The organism is Agathobacter sp. LCP21S3_B2, assembly GCF_052118705.1.
In the GTDB taxonomy this organism is placed as follows: Bacteria; Bacillota; Clostridia; order Lachnospirales; family Lachnospiraceae; genus Roseburia.
In genome coordinates this window covers 52,790-70,256 of the sequence record NZ_JBQKGQ010000016.1, presented here as the reverse complement: position 1 = coordinate 70,256, position 17,467 = coordinate 52,790, and the positions used below count along the sequence as shown (strand labels likewise).

General features: G+C 44.5%; 18 protein-coding genes and 1 pseudogene. All 19 read right to left on the bottom strand.

Annotated elements, in window-relative coordinates; all coding sequences use genetic code 11:
• Nucleotides 1-330, bottom strand: a pseudogene (locus ACTQ1L_RS11795) (hypothetical protein); the annotation flags it as partial.
• 3 nt (nucleotides 331-333) lie between these two features.
• Nucleotides 334-765 (bottom strand): alanine-zipper protein, encoded by a 432-nt coding sequence (locus tag ACTQ1L_RS11790; protein WP_441134748.1) that lies wholly within the window; start codon nucleotides 763-765, stop codon nucleotides 334-336.
• A 90-nt stretch (nucleotides 766-855) separates the two neighbouring features.
• Nucleotides 856-1,917: a BppU family phage baseplate upper protein gene (locus ACTQ1L_RS11785; protein ID WP_441367329.1), complete on the bottom strand. Its 1,062-nt coding sequence runs from the start codon at nucleotides 1,915-1,917 to the stop codon at nucleotides 856-858.
• Between the two features lie 28 nt (nucleotides 1,918-1,945).
• The gene (locus tag ACTQ1L_RS11780) at nucleotides 1,946-2,239 is read right to left on the bottom strand and encodes a hypothetical protein (protein ID WP_441367327.1); all 294 of its coding nucleotides are present in this window, start codon (nucleotides 2,237-2,239) and stop codon (nucleotides 1,946-1,948) included.
• A gap of 2 nt (nucleotides 2,240-2,241) precedes the next feature.
• A complete protein-coding gene (locus ACTQ1L_RS11775; protein WP_145992658.1) occupies nucleotides 2,242-2,472 on the bottom strand; it encodes a hypothetical protein in 231 nt (76 codons plus the stop codon).
• Nucleotides 2,473-2,488: 16 nt separating this feature from the next.
• Nucleotides 2,489-5,044: a phage tail protein gene (locus tag ACTQ1L_RS11770; RefSeq protein ID WP_441367326.1), complete on the bottom strand. Its 2,556-nt coding sequence runs from the start codon at nucleotides 5,042-5,044 to the stop codon at nucleotides 2,489-2,491.
• Between the two features lie 12 nt (nucleotides 5,045-5,056).
• The gene (locus tag ACTQ1L_RS11765; RefSeq protein WP_441367324.1) at nucleotides 5,057-5,755 is read right to left on the bottom strand and encodes a phage distal tail protein; all 699 of its coding nucleotides are present in this window, start codon (nucleotides 5,753-5,755) and stop codon (nucleotides 5,057-5,059) included.
• Nucleotides 5,756-5,764: 9 nt separating this feature from the next.
• On the bottom strand, nucleotides 5,765-9,130 hold the full coding sequence (locus ACTQ1L_RS11760; RefSeq protein ID WP_441367323.1) for a phage tail tape measure protein: 3,366 nt from the start codon (nucleotides 9,128-9,130) through the stop codon (nucleotides 5,765-5,767).
• 16 nt (nucleotides 9,131-9,146) lie between these two features.
• A complete protein-coding gene (locus tag ACTQ1L_RS11755; RefSeq protein ID WP_441133698.1) occupies nucleotides 9,147-9,671 on the bottom strand; it encodes a hypothetical protein in 525 nt (174 codons plus the stop codon).
• Nucleotides 9,668-9,985, bottom strand: a complete 318-nt coding sequence (gene gpG, locus ACTQ1L_RS11750; RefSeq protein ID WP_441367320.1) for a phage tail assembly chaperone G — start codon at nucleotides 9,983-9,985, stop codon at nucleotides 9,668-9,670. Before gpG ends, ACTQ1L_RS11755 begins: the two co-directional genes overlap by 4 nt.
• 29 nt (nucleotides 9,986-10,014) lie before the next feature.
• Nucleotides 10,015-10,650, bottom strand: a complete 636-nt coding sequence (locus ACTQ1L_RS11745; protein ID WP_441367318.1) for a major tail protein — start codon at nucleotides 10,648-10,650, stop codon at nucleotides 10,015-10,017.
• Nucleotides 10,651-10,652: 2 nt separating this feature from the next.
• Nucleotides 10,653-11,015 carry a hypothetical protein gene (locus ACTQ1L_RS11740; RefSeq protein ID WP_118588769.1) on the bottom strand — a complete coding sequence of 121 codons (363 nt, stop codon included), beginning with the start codon at nucleotides 11,013-11,015 and terminating at the stop codon, nucleotides 10,653-10,655.
• Between the two features lie 9 nt (nucleotides 11,016-11,024).
• Nucleotides 11,025-11,474 carry an HK97-gp10 family putative phage morphogenesis protein gene (locus tag ACTQ1L_RS11735; protein WP_117800695.1) on the bottom strand — a complete coding sequence of 150 codons (450 nt, stop codon included), beginning with the start codon at nucleotides 11,472-11,474 and terminating at the stop codon, nucleotides 11,025-11,027.
• A gap of 29 nt (nucleotides 11,475-11,503) precedes the next feature.
• Entirely contained in the window at nucleotides 11,504-11,821 is a 318-nt protein-coding gene (locus tag ACTQ1L_RS11730; protein ID WP_441367317.1) for a phage head closure protein, read from the bottom strand.
• Nucleotides 11,818-12,126 carry a head-tail connector protein gene (locus ACTQ1L_RS11725; protein WP_441367316.1) on the bottom strand — a complete coding sequence of 103 codons (309 nt, stop codon included), beginning with the start codon at nucleotides 12,124-12,126 and terminating at the stop codon, nucleotides 11,818-11,820. The genes ACTQ1L_RS11730 and ACTQ1L_RS11725 overlap by 4 nt, the downstream gene beginning before the upstream one ends.
• A gap of 50 nt (nucleotides 12,127-12,176) precedes the next feature.
• Entirely contained in the window at nucleotides 12,177-13,409 is a 1,233-nt protein-coding gene (locus tag ACTQ1L_RS11720) for a phage major capsid protein (protein ID WP_441367314.1), read from the bottom strand.
• Nucleotides 13,410-13,428: 19 nt separating this feature from the next.
• A complete protein-coding gene (locus ACTQ1L_RS11715; RefSeq protein ID WP_441367312.1) occupies nucleotides 13,429-14,256 on the bottom strand; it encodes a head maturation protease, ClpP-related in 828 nt (275 codons plus the stop codon).
• A 2-nt stretch (nucleotides 14,257-14,258) separates the two neighbouring features.
• The gene (locus ACTQ1L_RS11710; protein WP_441367311.1) at nucleotides 14,259-15,665 is read right to left on the bottom strand and encodes a phage portal protein; all 1,407 of its coding nucleotides are present in this window, start codon (nucleotides 15,663-15,665) and stop codon (nucleotides 14,259-14,261) included.
• Nucleotides 15,666-17,465, bottom strand: coding sequence for a terminase large subunit (locus ACTQ1L_RS11705; protein WP_441367309.1), 1,800 nt, complete (start codon nucleotides 17,463-17,465; stop codon nucleotides 15,666-15,668).
• Nucleotides 17,466-17,467 lie beyond the last annotated feature (2 nt).

Below are 17,467 nucleotides of genomic sequence, written 5' to 3'. Positions count from 1 at the left end.
GCCGTCGGTGATTAACCCACAGCATTTATTTTTTGACCTGTCAAGGATGGCGGCAGGATGACGATAACCTAAAACATTTGGGGCTAAACCCATAAGAAAAATGATTGACCCATAATTCATTGCAGCGGGTGTCATTCCTACTGCATCGAAAAGGTATGTGCAGCGTGTCGCCGGATTGCTGTCATTTTTGTTGATTTTCATTCCGTAACGCTTTACGCCCTTTATTCTTACATCTTCCCCGACTGCTGCCAGTATTGCGTTTGTATTCGCATATGTGCGGTCGAGTGTGTCTTTGTCTGCTACTTTAACAATCAAGTCTCCACTTGCCATTTTTTACGCCTCCCTTATCGTCAAAATTCCATCCTCAACCGTGAGGACACATGATTTCTTTGTGACGGTGTCAACCATAGTGTTGAGACCGTTCACGATTCCTTGACACGCTTTTGCTGCTGCATTCGCTGTCGACGCTGCATTGTTTGCCGTTGTTGCTGCACCGTTTGCACTGTTCGTCGCCTCCGTCATGTTCTTACTGAAATTGTTCACGGTGTTCATATATCCCTGTGTCAATGTCAGTATTTCCTCATAACGGGCATTGTTGACGATAATCGGCAAGTCAAAAAATTTCTTTTTACCATCTCCCTGTCTGATTTGATAATGACCGGATGTGTCAATCTCAACTCCGATTTCTCTCTCTTTGAGAATCAGAGTGTCCTCAACTGCTTTCCAGTCTGCTGTTGTTCCGGTGCATGGTCTGATTGCTGCCATTGTTCAACCTCCTTTGCTCCGTGATTATGGAATATATCACACAATCACTCCTTTGTGTTTGTTTCGCCGTCTGTTTCCAGTATCATGGAATTATACTGCTAATTGTCGGGAGGTCGGCGTTCCTCCGTCAAAATCAACGCCCTCATTCGCATTTCTGACCTGTGGCGTTGCTCCATCAATGAATACCGGTGTCACCGTTCGCAGATACGGCGTTTCTCCGTCACAATCAAGATACATGCTCGAATATAACGCCTCTGCACGGTTGAAATAGTCCTGCACACTCTCAAGGATTTTCTCTGCTGATGCAAGCAGTGAATTTTGAATCGTGTCATCAATATCCTTTTTGTCCTGCTCGACCTGTTTCTTTGCCTCTGCAACTGCTGTCTGCATCTGTGACACATCCTGTCGAATCTGTGTCGCCGTGTTCAATGTCGCCTCAAGCTGCTCTTGATTCTGCAATGCGTCCTCTGCCCGCTCTGTGACCTCTTTGCAGGCTGTTGTCGCCCTCCTGGATTCATCCGTTGCATCGTTCGTATTCTTGACCGCCTGTGAGGTGTCCTGTTGCCTCTGCTGTTCCTGTTGGATGCGTGTGTTTTCATTCTGCTGTCGATTATTCTCTGCGGTCGCTCTTGCCTGTTCTGCTTTTACTCTCGCATTTTCTGCGGTCACTCTCGCCTGTTCTGCTTTCTTGACTGCCTCATTCGTGCTGTCAATACTCTCAATGTGACCCTTGACACGATTCTCAAGTTCTGTGAACTCATTCGCTGATAGAATCGCATTGTCGTTCCTCTGTGACGGTTCAATCTCCATTGTGAACGATGCGGATGTGATAATCTGTGAATCGTCACTCGTCCGGATTTCGATGTCACAATACGCCGTTCCGGAGGCTGCAAGTGCTTGATTTGTCAATTCGACTGTCACATCCGAACCGGAATATGAACATGTGTTATATACATGTTTTCCGTCCGGTTTTGCAATGTTGATGACTGCTCTTGCCCCTGTCGGGATTGCGTATGGTTCGCCGTTGTTGAGCAGCCTTGCGATGATGAATCGTGTTGCCTTGTCTCCCTGCTTTGCTGATACTAAATATCTTTTAGTGTCTCCGGACATCTCAAGATTGATGTTCGTCGTCAATTTTGTCAACGCTACCATGCTCTCACCTCCTCTCGGTGTTTATTGTTTATTCTTCCGGATTCTCCTGTGCATCCTGTTCCTGCCCCTCGTCCGGTTCTGTTTTCAGAACTCTCTTTGCTGCTTTCTTTGCCTTTTCAAGTTCCTCATTTTTTTCTGCTATCATTGTATTTGTGGAGTTTATAAGTTCAATCTTTGCCTCGCTCCTTACCTCTGCCAGTACGGAGGACAAAACTCCGTCCATGATGCAAGGAGGCAATGCATGTCTTTTCTGTATCGTCTCCATAGCATTGAGGATTTCTCCCTTTGCACATTCAATTCTCACTGCAATCGGTGTATTCATGATTATTCCTCCTTTGCCGTCTGTGTTGCTGTTTGTGCTGCAAGTAGCATGTCAAGTTTCTTGTCGATGCTCTGCAAGAGTTCCGTGTTTGTCTCCTCTGCTGATTCTCTTGTCACAACCTCTGCTGTCTCGTTTGGTCTTGAGTTGTCGGCAGCATCTTCCGGAATTTTGTACTCCGGTTCTGCTGCTCGTTTGACTTCCTCTGTCTGAATATTTTCGTCATTCATCTGCATTTCTTTTCCTCCTGTTTTATCCATCGCTCCATGTTCCGGACACTAATATTCCTCTTTTGAACTCAAGCGTCGCCGTTGACCACTTTGCAAGTTTCCCATCGCTGCCTACTTCTAAAGGTTGTTTGAATGTTAGCGTTCCACTTATTGAGCCATCCTCAAAACTTACATTCCTTAATTTGAAGAAATGCATGTTGATGTCTGCTCCCGCATGTAGCATATTTGCCTCGTAATTTCCACACTGCTGTGTGCAGTACGACCATTTCATCGTGTACACATCTGTATTCTGCGATTCTTTATTTGACCATGACATATATGCCGTGTTGTACTCAATATCGAATACAAGTCCTCTCTGACTGTCATTGTCTTTCATGGTATTCGTTCCAATTTTTCCGACATAATTTCCGTCACGGTAAAAATGTTCGCCGTTGTAATCGAATCGAGTTCTTTTTGTGTTGTCTGTGATAGTTCCTGTGTACATCGTGATTCCTGTCGAATCAAACTGCATGTACGAACTGCCTTTATTGAATGCAACTCTGACGTTGTATGCATTCTGTGTTATTAGTGTTCCGAAATCATCCTCATTCACCTTTTTGTTGACCTCGGATGTTATTTCGTCCGTTTTTAGCTTTATCGCAGCATTCATCTGAACTGTCGTCGAATACTCTGTCAGTTTCTCGTCAGTTGCATCATTTGCGTTCTTTTCCGCTGCTGCAACCTTTTCAGATACGGTCTGTTTTGTCTCGTATGTTTTTGATACTCCTAGATTGATTTCGTCGGCTTTCATGTCGATTGCCGATTGCATCTGCTCCGTTGTGGAATACTCTGTCAACTTCTCGTCGGTCGCTGCATTAGCGTTCTTCTCTGCTGCATTGGCTGCATCCTGTGCCGTCTTATTCGCTGCGGTAATCTTCTCCGACACGGAGGTCTTTGTCTCATAGGTCTTTGACACTCCTAAATTGATTTCGTCGGCTTTCATGTCGATTGCCGATTGCATCTGCTCCGTTGTGGAATACTCTGTCAACTTCTCGTCGGTCGCATCATTTGCGTTCTTTTCCGCTGCTGCAACCTTTTCAGATACGGTCTGTTTTGTCTCGTATGTTTTTGATACTCCTAGATTGATTTCGTCGGCTTTCATGTCGATTGCCGATTGCATCTGCTCCGTTGTGGAATACTCTGTCAACTTCTCGTCGGTCGCTGCATTAGCGTTCTTCTCTGCTGCATTGGCTGCATCCTGTGCCGTCTTATTCGCTGCGGTAATCTTCTCCGACACGGAGGTCTTTGTCTCATAGGTCTTTGACACTCCTAAATTGATTTCGTCGGCTTTCATGTCGATTGCCGATTGCATCTGCTCCGTTGTGGAATACTCTGTCAACTTCTCGTCGGTCGCTGCATTAGCGTTCTTCTCTGCTGCTGCGACTTTTTCCGATACAGTCTTTTTTGTTTCATACACCTGTGAAACGCCTAAACTGATTTCGTCTTTCGCTGCCGTAATATGTGATTCAACATCTGTTTTTGTATAATATCCATCCCGCAACACCTTTTTCGTGTTGTTGTTTGCGATTGAGATTGCCTCCTCGGTTGCTGCTGCCGTCTCCTCTTTCTGAATCTCTGCAAATGTCTTTCTCGCATTGGAAATCTCAACCGTGTTCTTTTTCGGTGTCTCCGGATATTCTCTTATTTTGACAATCCTCTGTTTTTCTTTCGTTCGGGTTTTCTTTGATACAAGTGTGACCGTGTCTCCGATTCCATATGAAAGAATGTCTTTGTATTCCTCTGACGCATTCGCAAGGTCGACCACCTCCGCAGTATATGCCTTGTATGGTCTTGACATCTCCTCAATCTTTGCCGTTGCATCCTCAATCAGACTTGTGGTGTTGGTGTATCTTTCGTCTTTCCAAACATACGCCTTGATTTTGGAACTGTACTGAAAATTGTCGATGTAATCTTTTCCGGTCAACCATTTCGGCGTGATGCCGTCCTTGCCTATCGGATAGATTCTTGTGTAAAAATCGTATGTGTCCGATTTCAATGATATTTTCCGGAGGTTCAACCCCTCCATGAAATAGCACCCTTTGTCGCTGCCTATCCGGTCATATATGTCGATTGTCTTTGTTAGTGAATGGATGATACACTCGCAGCGGTATGTTGTGAGGCACTTTTGCAGGACATCCCATGCCGTGACACTCTCCTGCTCGTCAATGGTTCTTTTCTTTGTGACCGTGCATGTTCCGACGTGCCATCCCGTACCCTCGAACGCAAACTCAAGACACGCTTTGATTGTCTGTTCATTCGATTCAAACCCATACGGGAACGGTGTTCCCTCCAATTCCTCCACGTTGAGGACGGCTGTGTATTTGTTGAACTGTTCACCTTTTTCGACCGCTTTGAGAACAAATTCGTCCGTTTTGGTGCGTATATAGTATTCTTCTTTTAGCAAGTCGACCAACGCTCCCGCTGTCGGATAACTGAACGCCAACTCTTTGTCTCCGGAATCCAGTGTCGTGGTGATTTCCCTGTCCTTGAACCCGGACAATGTTCCGATTCTTTTCTTTTTGTCATTAAAAATCTGCAATGTTCTCACCTCCTAAATCCACATAGGCGTGTATCTGATAGTCACTCTCGCCTTTGTGTTGGAGAATGTGAGTGCTGTTTCTCCGGTCTTTAATACCGGAAACGTCCACATGTTCACCTTGTCGAATGCATTTGCCCCGTCGATTGTCACAAGTCCGGTCTTTGCGTCTATCACAACCGTCTTTCCTGCTGCTAAACTCTCAATGATGATGTCGTCGTCTCCCAGTCCTGCGATTGTGTAATTCGTCAATGTGCTTTTTGCATATACCTCTACAATGCACGGAGCGTCTCTTGTACCCACTTTATAGAACGATGCAGAGGTTTTCCCGTCGAATGTGATTGAGAGGTCGTCATCGACAAAAAAACCGTCAAATTCAAGGTTTACAACGTACCTCTGTTTCACATTCTTTTTTTCATAGTCATTTGATGTGATGAATCCGATATATGTTCCTTTGTAGCCGTCAAGTTCCATCTTGCAAGCCTTTGTGAAATTACTCATGAACTCCGATGCAGCACGGATGATGTTGTTCCTGTCCTTGCCTTTGAAATATATTGACAGTTTCAAATGACCCATCTGAACCTCTGTCTCAAATTCCGTCGGCAGTGTTGCACCCGTCAACCATTCGTATGAATTAGCAAAAGAGGGAGGCTGCACATCGGCGGTCAACTGCTTTGCATCATATTTTCTGATGTCTATTCCGTTTATTTTCATCGCCCTGCTTTACCTCCCTTTTCGTTTATTTGTTACCATTTCCGCATCTACCTTTGACACGGTTCTGCTTGCGATTTCGTCGCCGTCAATGTATGTGTGATTTGTCACATATACAACTTGCGATTTCTGAACTGCATCAAGTTTCTTGTCAAGTATGCTGTTTAATTTGTTGTAAAACTCTGCAAGTGGCAAGATTGCCTCGTCACCCGCCTCGCCTCCTACCATGAGGCTGTTGCCGTTGATTCCGAACACGGTCGGATTTGTCATAATACCACCGGATTTGTACCACTGAATCGAGAATGACGGGAGCGAACCCTTTCCTCCGATACCAAAAGGTGCAACGCCTCCTCTTACGCTGATGTGAGGCAGATTCAAATGTGGCAATGACCACTTAAAATTGAATGCTCCTTTTATTTTTCCTAACACACTATTGACCGTTGAATGTGCGGATTCAAGTTTTGATGAAAACGCTGATTTTATCCCGTCAAGTGCTGATGATGCAGACGATTTTGCATTCGCTAATTTTGAGGAGAACGCCGATTTGATGTTGTCGAGTTTACCGCCTGTCAGAGTGTTCGCCGTACTCATGAGAGAGTTCATTGTGTCCTTTACGCCTGTGAACGTAGCAGACACGATTCCCTTGATTCCCCCGCCTTTTTCACTGTATGCGGATTTCATATTATTGAGTTTCGTTGAAACATTGGACTTTGCCGTCTCCATGAGTGAGGTTGCCTTGTCCTTTATGTTCGTGAAATCCGTCGACCATTTCGTTTTTATCTCCGAAACCTTTGAGGAAAATCCGGATTTGATTTCCGTCAATTTATTTGATGCATTGTTTTTCCATTCCGTCATTTTTGTGGTGACGGTGGTTTTCATGTTCTCCCAACCTGTCGAAACATTGGACTTGATGTCCGAAACCTTTGTCGAAAAATTCGACTTGATTTCATTCAGTTTGTTTGATGCATTGGTTTTCCATTCCGTCATTTTTGTGGTGACGGCGGTTTTCATATTCTCCCAACCCTCGGAAACCTTTGTTTTGATTTCCGATGTCTTTTCAGAGAATTTTGATTTGATTTCAGAGAGTTTCCCTCCGGATAAATTATCAACGAATGTGAATCCTGCTGAATAATATCCTTTGATTCCCTCCCATCCGGCAGCAACAACGCCCTTGATACCGCCTCCGTTTTCTTCATAGGCGGTTTTCATGTTCCCCAGTTTTTCCTTTGCCGTTTCGGTCGCTGCCGACATGACATTGTGAACCGTGTCCTTTACGCCGTTGAATACTTTCGATGCAGCTTGTCCTATTGTGCTATTTTTTATGTTGTCACCGATTTCCTTGACCTTATTCGTGACCGCCTCTTTCGCTTTCGTGAATGCTCCCGTGATGGTCTCTTTGATTGCATTGAATTTTTCTTTGATGTTGCCCCACAATTCGGACAGTTTTTCTTTGACCTTATCCCAATTTTTATATAGTGCGACACCTGCTGCAATCAGTCCGGCAATTAGTGTTACAATTAAAATAATCGGACACAAGTTCATAGCTGCATTGAGCGCCGTTTGTGCCACTGTCATTCCTCCGGTTGTTGCCGTGGCTGCTGTTGTAGCTGCCGTATGTGCTGCCGTGGCTGCTGTTCCTGCCGTATCTGCTGCCGTTCCTGCTGCCGTGGCTGCTGTCTTTGCCGTAATCTTTGCGATTATCTTTGCAGCTCCGGACACAAATTTCTGTCCGGTCGTTATCGTGTCAGAGATTCCCTTTGCCACTTTTCCGAATCCGATTGACAACGGACCGATAGCAGCGACCACAAGACCAACTTTGAGAACTGTTTCTTGCTGTGCCGGAGAGAGCGACGTGAACCATTGTGTCAACTCTTGAATCTTTCCGGTCAATTTTTCAATCATAGGTGCTGCGGATGTCTGTGCTGTGGATGCCAGTGTCGACAACGCCAGTTTTGCGTTGTTCATCGCAACCTTTGCGTTGTCAATCGGGTCGAGTGTTCCGTTATATGTGTCCTCGACCGTCGTTCCGTATTCCTCCATTGATGACGACAGACTGGTGAGGTCGATTCGATTCTCACGAATCGCCTTTGTCATTTCTGCTGCACCTTTCTTTCCGAACAGTTCCGTTGCAATCTGCATCGCCTCGGTCTCTGTCTTTGCGTTCTTGATGCTGCCGATTGTCTCTGACAACGCCTCGTCCATTGATTTTCCCTCTGATGTGGCGTTCTGTAATGCTTTTTTAAGACCCGCCATCGCTTGAGTTGAATCAACACCGTTTGCATCGAATTGAGCCATCAAATTGATTGCTTGAGGCAATGACAGACCCATTTCTTTGAATGCTGCGTTGTTATCAAGTACATTTGATTCAAGCGTATCAACGGAGATTCCGGTCTCCTGTGCCTTTGCCGTGAGTAATCCTAACAGATTCCCCGTCTGTGATGCATCAACGTTCCACGCTTTCATGATTTTGTCAACCTGGTCGACTGACTGTGTGACATTTGTTCCGTTGATTGATGCAAACTGTATGAACTGTTTTGAGGTCTTTTCAAGTTCCGTTCCTGTTGTGTGGAATCTTGTGTTGACTTCTCCGATTGCCTCGCCTACCGTTGACATATCCTCCGGCATTGTTCCGAAAACATTATCCGCAGACTTTGTCAATCCCTCAAGTGCCTCTCCGGTTGCTCCGGTCTTTGTCACTATGGTGTCATAACCCTCGTCAAGTTCCGTGAATGCTTTGATTGATGCTGCACCAATACCCGCAATTCCGGCAGAGACAACCGACATTTTCTTTCCGAAACTCTCCATCTTTGTTCCTGCCGTATCGCAAGCGGTCGCAAATTTTTCAAGTTTATTGTCCTTTAACTGCTCATTGACATTTTTCAGTTCTGCCTCCATGTTCATGAGGGCGGTTTTTGACTTTTCCGTCTTTACCGTCTGATTCGCAAGTGCATTCTCCGTCTTTCCGATTGCTGTCTCATTTGCAGTGAACTCTTTCTCTAACTTGTCAAGTTCCTCTTTGAGTGCCTTTGACTGCTCGGAGTTCTTTCCGGTCTCTGCTGTCGATTTCTCGTAAGCCTCTTTTGCAGCATCAATCTTTGTTTTGAGTTCCTCCTGCTTTGTCTTTTGGTCTGACAGTTTCTTTGTCAATTTCTCCTGCTGCTCACTGTTTAACTTCACAATGTTCTTTTGCACTGTTATCTTTTGAGTGAGCGATTCGGCTTTTGCCTTGAGGCTGTCTGTCTCTGAACCGAACAACTTTGCTTTTGTTGCTGCTGTCGTATATTCCGCAGACAGGACTTTCATCTGTGATGCTGCCGATTTCATTTGTGATTGATAACTGCTCGAATCTGCCGATATTTTGACGCTCGTATAAGCCATTCGGTCGCCTCCTCTCTTACTGATTTTCGTTGATTGTATCTAATTCAAATTTTAAGTAGTCCAACAACGTGACAATGTTCTCTTTCATGCATTGACTGTATGAGTTTTTCAATAGCCGAATCGCAATTTTTACAACACGGTCAACAATTTCCCCGCAGACTTTCCATTGATTTTCCTCCGGTTGTTCCTCTTCCTCATAACCGTTTTCACGGTCATATTCATCGAATGCGGATGTCTCTTTCTCTATCTGCTCAACCTCAACAATGTTCAACATCTTCTCTGCAATGATGTTCTGCATGATAAAATGAACCGTCTTGATTGCCGTCAGAAATTCAACTGCATCAATCTCCCCAACTGCTGCAAGCGACAGTTCATTCCCGAACATCTCCTGCATTATCTTTTTGTTGAAAAACATCACTCCGGAAAATGCCTCCGTGTCATTTTTCTCCATGAGATTGATATATTTTTTATACTGTTCTACTGTTACGGAATTGATGAAAAGACTTTTTCCTTTGCAAGTGATTTCGATTTCCGGTATCACTTGCCACTCTGAAAATTTTTCTCGATGTTCTCCATTCTCTTTGTGAGTTCGTCGGCAATTCCCATGTCAATGAACTGGAACTCAAGAATCAATCCTGCTGCATCAAGTCCGCTCTCCGGATTCTTTAATTCCTCAATGGTGAACTGGTCTCCGTATGCCTTGCAGATAAAAAGACCCATCGCCTCGATGTCCTGTTTTGAATATCTCTGTTTTGCGTCGACAACCTCTGCAAGTTCAAGATATTCCGTGTATGTGTCGATTGACATTTTCGGCATTGTAAACTCTTTATTATTGACTATTATTTTTCTTTTCATGATTTATCCTCCTGTTATATATCCTCTTATTAGCCTAAACCGCCGTTTTTCTCCTGCACTTTGCTGAACCAATTCTCGATTGCCTCTGCTGCCTTTGTATCTTCTGTTACAAGGTTTGATTCATCAACAGAAATCTCATATGCATTGTCAAGACTTCTCTCATAGAATGAACCCTTGACGCTCTTTGTTGTCGGAGACAGTTTTCCCTCTTTTGTGCTTGCCTCCTCGCTGATTCCCTCTGCAAACTTTCCGGCGTACAACCATTTGAAATCATACTTTCCGTTGAGTTTTCTTTCTCTCCATCCGACAGCGACCTCCGGTGCTTTGTCATCCGCAGTCTTTACAAGAAAACCGTTCTCGTATAACTGACCGAAAAGAATCTGTCTGTCCTGTGGTGCAAGTGCATTGACCTCAAGTTCGATTTCTGTTCCCTCATAGGAATTGATGACTTCCTCTGTTCCATCGTCAGAGTAAATCTTTTCAGAACTCCACTTTTCGTCAACCTTTGCTTTGATTGCTCTTGCCAGTTTGACCGGAGTTTCTGCAACGTATGCTTTCGCATCGTTCTGTGTGAGTTTTGCGATGTAGAAATCTCTACAACCGCAAGTTCTACTCCTCACAATCTTCTGTTCTGTGTCGCTAACCTGTGTTACTGTTTCGCTCATGTCTATTCCTCCATTTCATAAAACTTTGAAAACCTTTGTGCTTTCATATAGATTCCGTCCTCCGGCTTTGAATCGTCTCCGTTCCTGCCGTCAAATGAGAAATCATTTTCTTTCATGAGTGACTTGATTTCCCTCGCAAGTTCAACCTCGTCATTCTCTGAAAATATAGTGACCTGCACTGACAGCGTCACTCCCTCTGCATCGTCGTCCGAAAAATTCTCGTCGTTTTCTCCCAAATCCCACAATGTCACATGTCTGTCATGGATGTTTTTGTCATACCATCCTTGCATCACAATGATTTTCCTGTCTGATATTGGTTTCAATGCGTCGGATGCATCTTTGATGATGTCCGGACTGCTGCTCATGCTCTCACCTCATTTCAATGTGTTGTCTAAATATGATTGATATTCCTGTTCTGCGATTTTTTGCAGTTCCGCATCTGCCTCACGCCCTGTTGCGTAAATAAATTCTTGAGGCGGTTGATAGATAGTTCCCCAGTTTATGAATTTCACATAAAAGTGTTCGCTATTGTCCGACTTTTCCCATCCGACATCTGCTGTTGCTCCTGTGTCTTTCATTTTGACTGCTCCCATCGGTATGCTGTCCGCTGCATGTGATGTCACGGATGACTTTGAACCGAAACCTCTACCGGATAATTTGATGTCTGCCGATTTCGGAATTTTGCCTGACATGATGTTTTTCACAACTGGTTCGCTTTGCTTTACAATCTTTTGATTGACCTCTTTTATATCCTCGTCGCTTGCTGCGTCCTCAAATGCTTTCATGAGTTCTTTCAAGCCTTGAAATTCCATTTCGATTTTCACTGCATCACCTCCGGTGTCAGATTATGACACTATGCTCCCGCTCTACATTTCAACTGATATTTCCTGTCGTCTATGAACATCGGACACGCATCATATATCTTGAACTCAACGCCTTTATATACTGCGTAGAACTCTTTCAGATTCAATCTGATTTCCTCCATCTTGTCGCAGGCTCTCGTTTCAAACATGATTGTGTTCTCAAGACCTATCTGCAACGCATTGTATTTTTCATTTGTTCCCAAACTCTTGACATCACACCAACATGAGAAAAACTCCTTTTCCTCCTGCTGTCGTCTACCGTCAACAACACTTGTTGTCTTGCGAATTATCTTGATTCTGCCTGTCATTCTGCTGCACCTCCGTATATTTCTTTCAATAGCATGGAGGAAACGGCAGCGGATAGCGTTTTCGTGTCGCTCCGGTACTTGTCACGGTTGTCGTACAGTTCTTTCACGGACATAAATGCAAGCAGTTTTTGACGGCTTGTGAGGTTGTTCCGGTCGAAATTCAGAATCAGTTCCGTCATTTCATCCAGTGTCGTGTCAAGCATCAATTCAAGGATTTCGATGTCGTCATCATAGTCGATGTGACAATATGTCTTGCATGTAGCAATCAGACCGCCTCTGTACTTCTCTTTTTCTTCATCCGTCATGTTCTCACCTGCTTTCAATAGCAGGACGGATTCACCGCCCTGCTGCCATATTACCCGTTGATAACTTCTGTAATCTGACCCTTGATGACTGCTTCCTTGTCAACAGGCTGCACATCGAAACGGTCGCGAACCTTGAGACCTGTCAAGTCCTTATCCCATAAACCTGTTCCCTTGTCATTGAGGTCGATTGTGAGGACATTTCTGTCAAAGAGTGTGATTGCCTCTTTTAAGTCGCCACAATATACAGGATGCTTGTACCCGTCGATTGTGTGACCGTCGCTGTTCATAATCTTCTCGGATGCAAGAGTTTTCTTTGATAACTTGATGATAGGATATTCGCCAAAAAGCAGTTTTCCCTTTGTCTGCTGTGTCGGGTCTTTCTGTAAAATATAGTTTCCGTCCTTATCCTTTAACTTGTCGAGATAGTTGAAACCGCTCTGATTAGTGATGACAACCGCCCCCGCTGCGATTGCAGGGTCTAAATCCTCATTAAACACATCCTTGAGGCTGTCGAGATTCTCTATTGTTACCTCTTTTCCCTTTGTCATCGCATCAAGTGTCTTGAGAATCATTGCGTTACGGGTTGCCTTTGTTTTTTTAGCAATCCATTTGTTGATGTACGCCATGATATTGGCTGCTGTGTCCTCAAGCAGTTCGGCGGTCATCTTGAGGATTCCACCCTTTTTCTTGATTTTGTACTCAACCTGTACAAATGTTGGCTCGTCCATCTCCGGAAAATCCGCAGCCTCCTCCACGTTGTCGAACGGTGTAGAATCTGCATCAACCTCAATGTTTCGTGTTCCTGTCTTGGTTGTTACTCCCTCAACATTGACATACTGCTCAAGGTTGTCGGCTGAACGACGCAGTTCAATGATGTCCGTTCTGATGTCCTCCGGAATTGTAACGCCGATTCCGACCTCTCCCTCTCCTTTGTCAGATGTGTCGGATGTGATTGCAGCGTTATACACTGCGATGTCTGCCTCGTCTGCCTTTTTGTGCAGGAATCCGGCTTTGACAATGTTGACGAATGATTTCACGATGTTCTTTTTGTCCGGTTTTACATCACCGCCGACCTGCTTTGCAGTTCCGTTGTTGACTTTGTCCTCGATGTTGTCCTGTTCATCCTCGTCCAAATCATAGAGGAGGTCAAATCTGTTCTGTAACTCCTTGAGTTCCTCCTTTGCTGCCTTTGCCTTGTCGAGTTTTCCATCGTTCACAAGGCTCTTGACCTCGTTTTTCTTGTCGTTAATCTGCTTGAGTAACTTCTGTAATTCCTTATTCATGTTTTCTTTCCTCCATTTCTTACATACCATAAAGGTATAAATCTTTGAGAATCTCCTGCTTTTCTGCCTCGATTCTCTGTTTTTCTGCCTCTGTTGCTGCACTGTTCCGGTTTTCAAGTTCTGCAATCACTGCATCGACTATGTCCTTTGTGTCGATTCCCTTGAGCGTCTCCGGAATATTGTTGTATTTCTCGAAAAAGTCGGATGCACATGCTGCAACTGCTGCCTTTTCCTCGATTTCAACATTGAAATACTGCTGCATCTTCTTACTGTCGAACCATGTCTCATTACTCATGAGAGATTGAATTTTGTCTCTTGTGACACCCTCCTGCACATGTTCCATGTAGACATCAAGAATTGAATCCTCGCAGAGATTCAACTGTTTTATGACTGCCTTGAAATCGTCTGCGTTTCCGTATGCCATGCATAACGGTTTGTGAATCATCGCTTGAGCACCTGTTGCGAAATGCAGTTCATCACATGCAAACATGATGACTGATGCAATGGATGCAGCCATTCCGTCAACATATCCGACTTTGTGTCCGTCGTATCGCTTTAACTGGTTGTATATTGCCAGTCCTGCAAATACATCTCCACCGCCGGAATTGAAATAGATGTCAATGTCCTCATATCCGTCTAACTGGTTGAGGAAATCTGCGATGTCCTGCGGGCATCTATCCTCCTCGTACCACATGGATTCCCATGTCGCTGATACAATGTCACCGTAGAAATACAAGGAACATCTGCTCTGCTCCTCGTCCTGCTCTAAATCCAAATAGCCGACATTTTCAACTTTCCCGCTGCGTTTATTCTTCTTTGTAAAATCAAAACGTCTCTTTTTTGGCATGATTATTCACCTCCCTCCTGTTCATCCTCGTCCTCTGCCTCGTCGGTTTCGTCCGGTTCTGTTGCTGTGTCCGGCTGCTCTGTGTCCGGCTCTTTTTCTTCTTCCGGCTGTTCCGGTTCATCGGCGTTCTCCTGTTCGGATTCGCCTTTCAAATATGCTGCACCCGCCATCGTCAACGGTACGATGCTACCGTTCGCAAGTAGGACATCGCCTCCCTCTGCATCTTCCATGTCGAGTTTACGTCTTGCCTCATTCGGTTTTATAATCATTCCACCGACACCGTTTCTCAAATATTCCATCTGCGTTTTTGAATCGGTGCGGAACAATACCTTTTCATTGAATTTGTAATAATATCCGTCGTCTGCATCTTCATCCGGTAGCATTTTGAAATTGATTTCCTCCTCATACTGCTTGATGATGAACAGTTCCGTGTCGACGTAGAATGATAACTGCTGCATCTCACTATTGCTATATGACGACTTTGAATAATCGTTGATTTGATTTGGTTTCACTCCGAACGCTCCGGCGATTTGCAGGGCATTATATTTTTTCAGTTCAAAGAACTGTGAATCAGTCAGTTTGATGTCAAGGGGCGTGAGTTTCATTCCTAACGGAACAGGCAGAATTTTTCCTGTATTCTTTGCCCCGCTGCCGAACTCCTCAAACGATTTGACAAGTGCCTCTTTTGCCTTTTCGTTTAACTCTCCCGTGTATTCGAGTGTTGCTTTTGCTGTCAGACCACTCTCATACAAGTTATTCATGAACGCCTGTGATTCGGATGCACCTGCAACCGTGTCTCTCAAAATCTGCTGCACTGGTAGTCCTGTGATTCCGTCGAAACTGAATGATGTTTTGAAATGCATTACCTCGTCCGTACTGAACACATATTGACGACCGGATGTCGGGTCTGTGTAGACGTACCACAAACGCCCCACTCCTGCGAATATCCCTGCATCGTCAACGACTATCTGCACACAATTTGACTGCATGACCCACAAATCAACGATTTTGATTTCACCGCCGAATTTTTTTCGGTCAAACTTTTTTCTCATATACACATAGGCGTTCCCGTAATGGTTTCGGTTGATTTCAACCGTGTTCCAAAATGTTGTTGGTGTCATAAACGGATTCGGTCTCTTTGATAACAGTTTCGATGTGTCCGTCGCCTCTGCCTCGATGATGCCCTTGTCCGTTTTCTGATAATATTTGATAGGCATTTTTGCAAGGGTCTCCGACAGCATCTTGAGACAAGTGAAATATGTGACCTCTGATGTCGGTTTCCCTTTTCTTTTCAATCCTATTCGCTCAAGGAACGACGGTGAGTTCAATGTCATTTTCCCTCCGTCGTTCTGTGGTTCGCCTCTCCACCAATTTGAAATTTTTACTCCCAATCTCTGAAACGGATTCATTTATTTCTCACCGCCTTTCTTCATGTATTTTTCATATTGCTCAAGCCATTCATTGACAGTTTCGTTCACATCCGGACGGTATTCCTCTTTCATTGCGTGTTTCCATGCGTCGATGATAGCGTCAATCGGGTCGATTCGTTCTGTCGTGATGTCTTTGTCAATCTTTATTTCACCGTAATTGTTTGAAATGGTCTTTGCATTCGCAATCGACCAAACAAGCAGGCTGTCAACCGGAACAACTATCTTGTTGCCCTCTTTGCCGACTTCCATTCCCTCAATCTCCACATTGCCCGCAAGAATCTCAAGTCTGAAATCAACGGTCGCATCGTTCAATTCTTTTGCTGTCTGTGTGACAGAGATTGAATCGAATCCCATCGCCTCAATGTCTGACAGGAACGCCGATGCGTTGTGCGGGTCGTAACAAATCAACTGCGGTTTGAGGTTGTATTCCCTCACTAAATCTTCAAGGTATCTGATGATGTATTTGTAATCTGTCTTGATTCCTCCCAGTGTTTCCGTTACCGTCACAAGACCTTTTTCAATCCATACGTCGTATGGTACTTTGTCAGTCTTGATGTGTTCATCCACCCTTGAGGACGGGATGAACGAATGTGTGTGAACAAAATATTTTTTCGTGTCCTCCACCATGAACGGAATCACGATTGCGATTGATGTCAAGTCTCCTCCGGATGACAAGTCAACGCCGACATAGCACTTTGACCCTCTGAAATCCTTGAGTGATTTCAAAACTGCACATGCTTTCCATGATGCAATGTCCTTGATGTACAATGAATTTGACCACTGCATCCACATGTTGAGCTGCTTGACAAGGAAATCTCTCAAGTCCTCACCGCCCATGTCCCGGGCAGTGTGTGCAATCGGTATCAGATTTTCAAGTGCATCCCTGTCAAATTCAAGAATCGGGTTTGCTTTTATCCAATTCTCCGGCGTGTATCTGTCATCGTGTTCGTCCATCTGTGCGATATACACAAATTGACTGTCGTTCTCGAAAACGCCCTTGAGTAGATTGCAGCAATACTCATATAACTTGTAACACGGCGACTTGAGGTCGAATCCCGCTGTCGTGATGACCGATATCAACGCCGACTTGAGTTTCTTGATACCACCCTCAAGCAACTTGTACATCTGATTTGTTTTGTGTGCGTGATACTCGTCGACAATTCCCAAATATGCACGATGTCCGTCGAGTGACTTTGTATCACCGGACAACGCTTTGATTTCTGAATGTGTCAACAGACAATCAATCGTGTGGTTGTGGTCATGTACCTTGAACCATTCTGACAAATCCTCGTCAGAGTTGATGAATTTTGCAACCTCGTCAAAAACAATGTTCGCTTGGTCTTGCTTTGTAGCCGTACAAAAGATTTTTCCGTACTTGTACCCGTCAAAATTGCCATAATAACACGCAAGAATACCATTGATGAACGATTTTCCGTTCTGTCTACCTAATTGCACATAGGATGTTCTAAAACGTCTATATGACTTTTCCTTTGTTCTCCATCCATTGAGTGACCCTAAAATAAAACACTGGAACGGATATGCCGTCACATGCTCATTTTCCTCACCCTCTGCAATGGTCAACTCCTCTGCAAAATTGATTATTTCCTCCGACTTTTCAACGTCGAAATAGTATTTGTACGGTGCTGCTTTTGATTTTTCAATGTCGTCAAGATGTCTCTGACACGCAAGACGGACATATTCTCCGGCTGTTATCTCGCCCGATACGACATCAAGGGCGTATTGTGTGCAGCGGTCTTGTGTTTCTCCTGCTTTCGCCATGC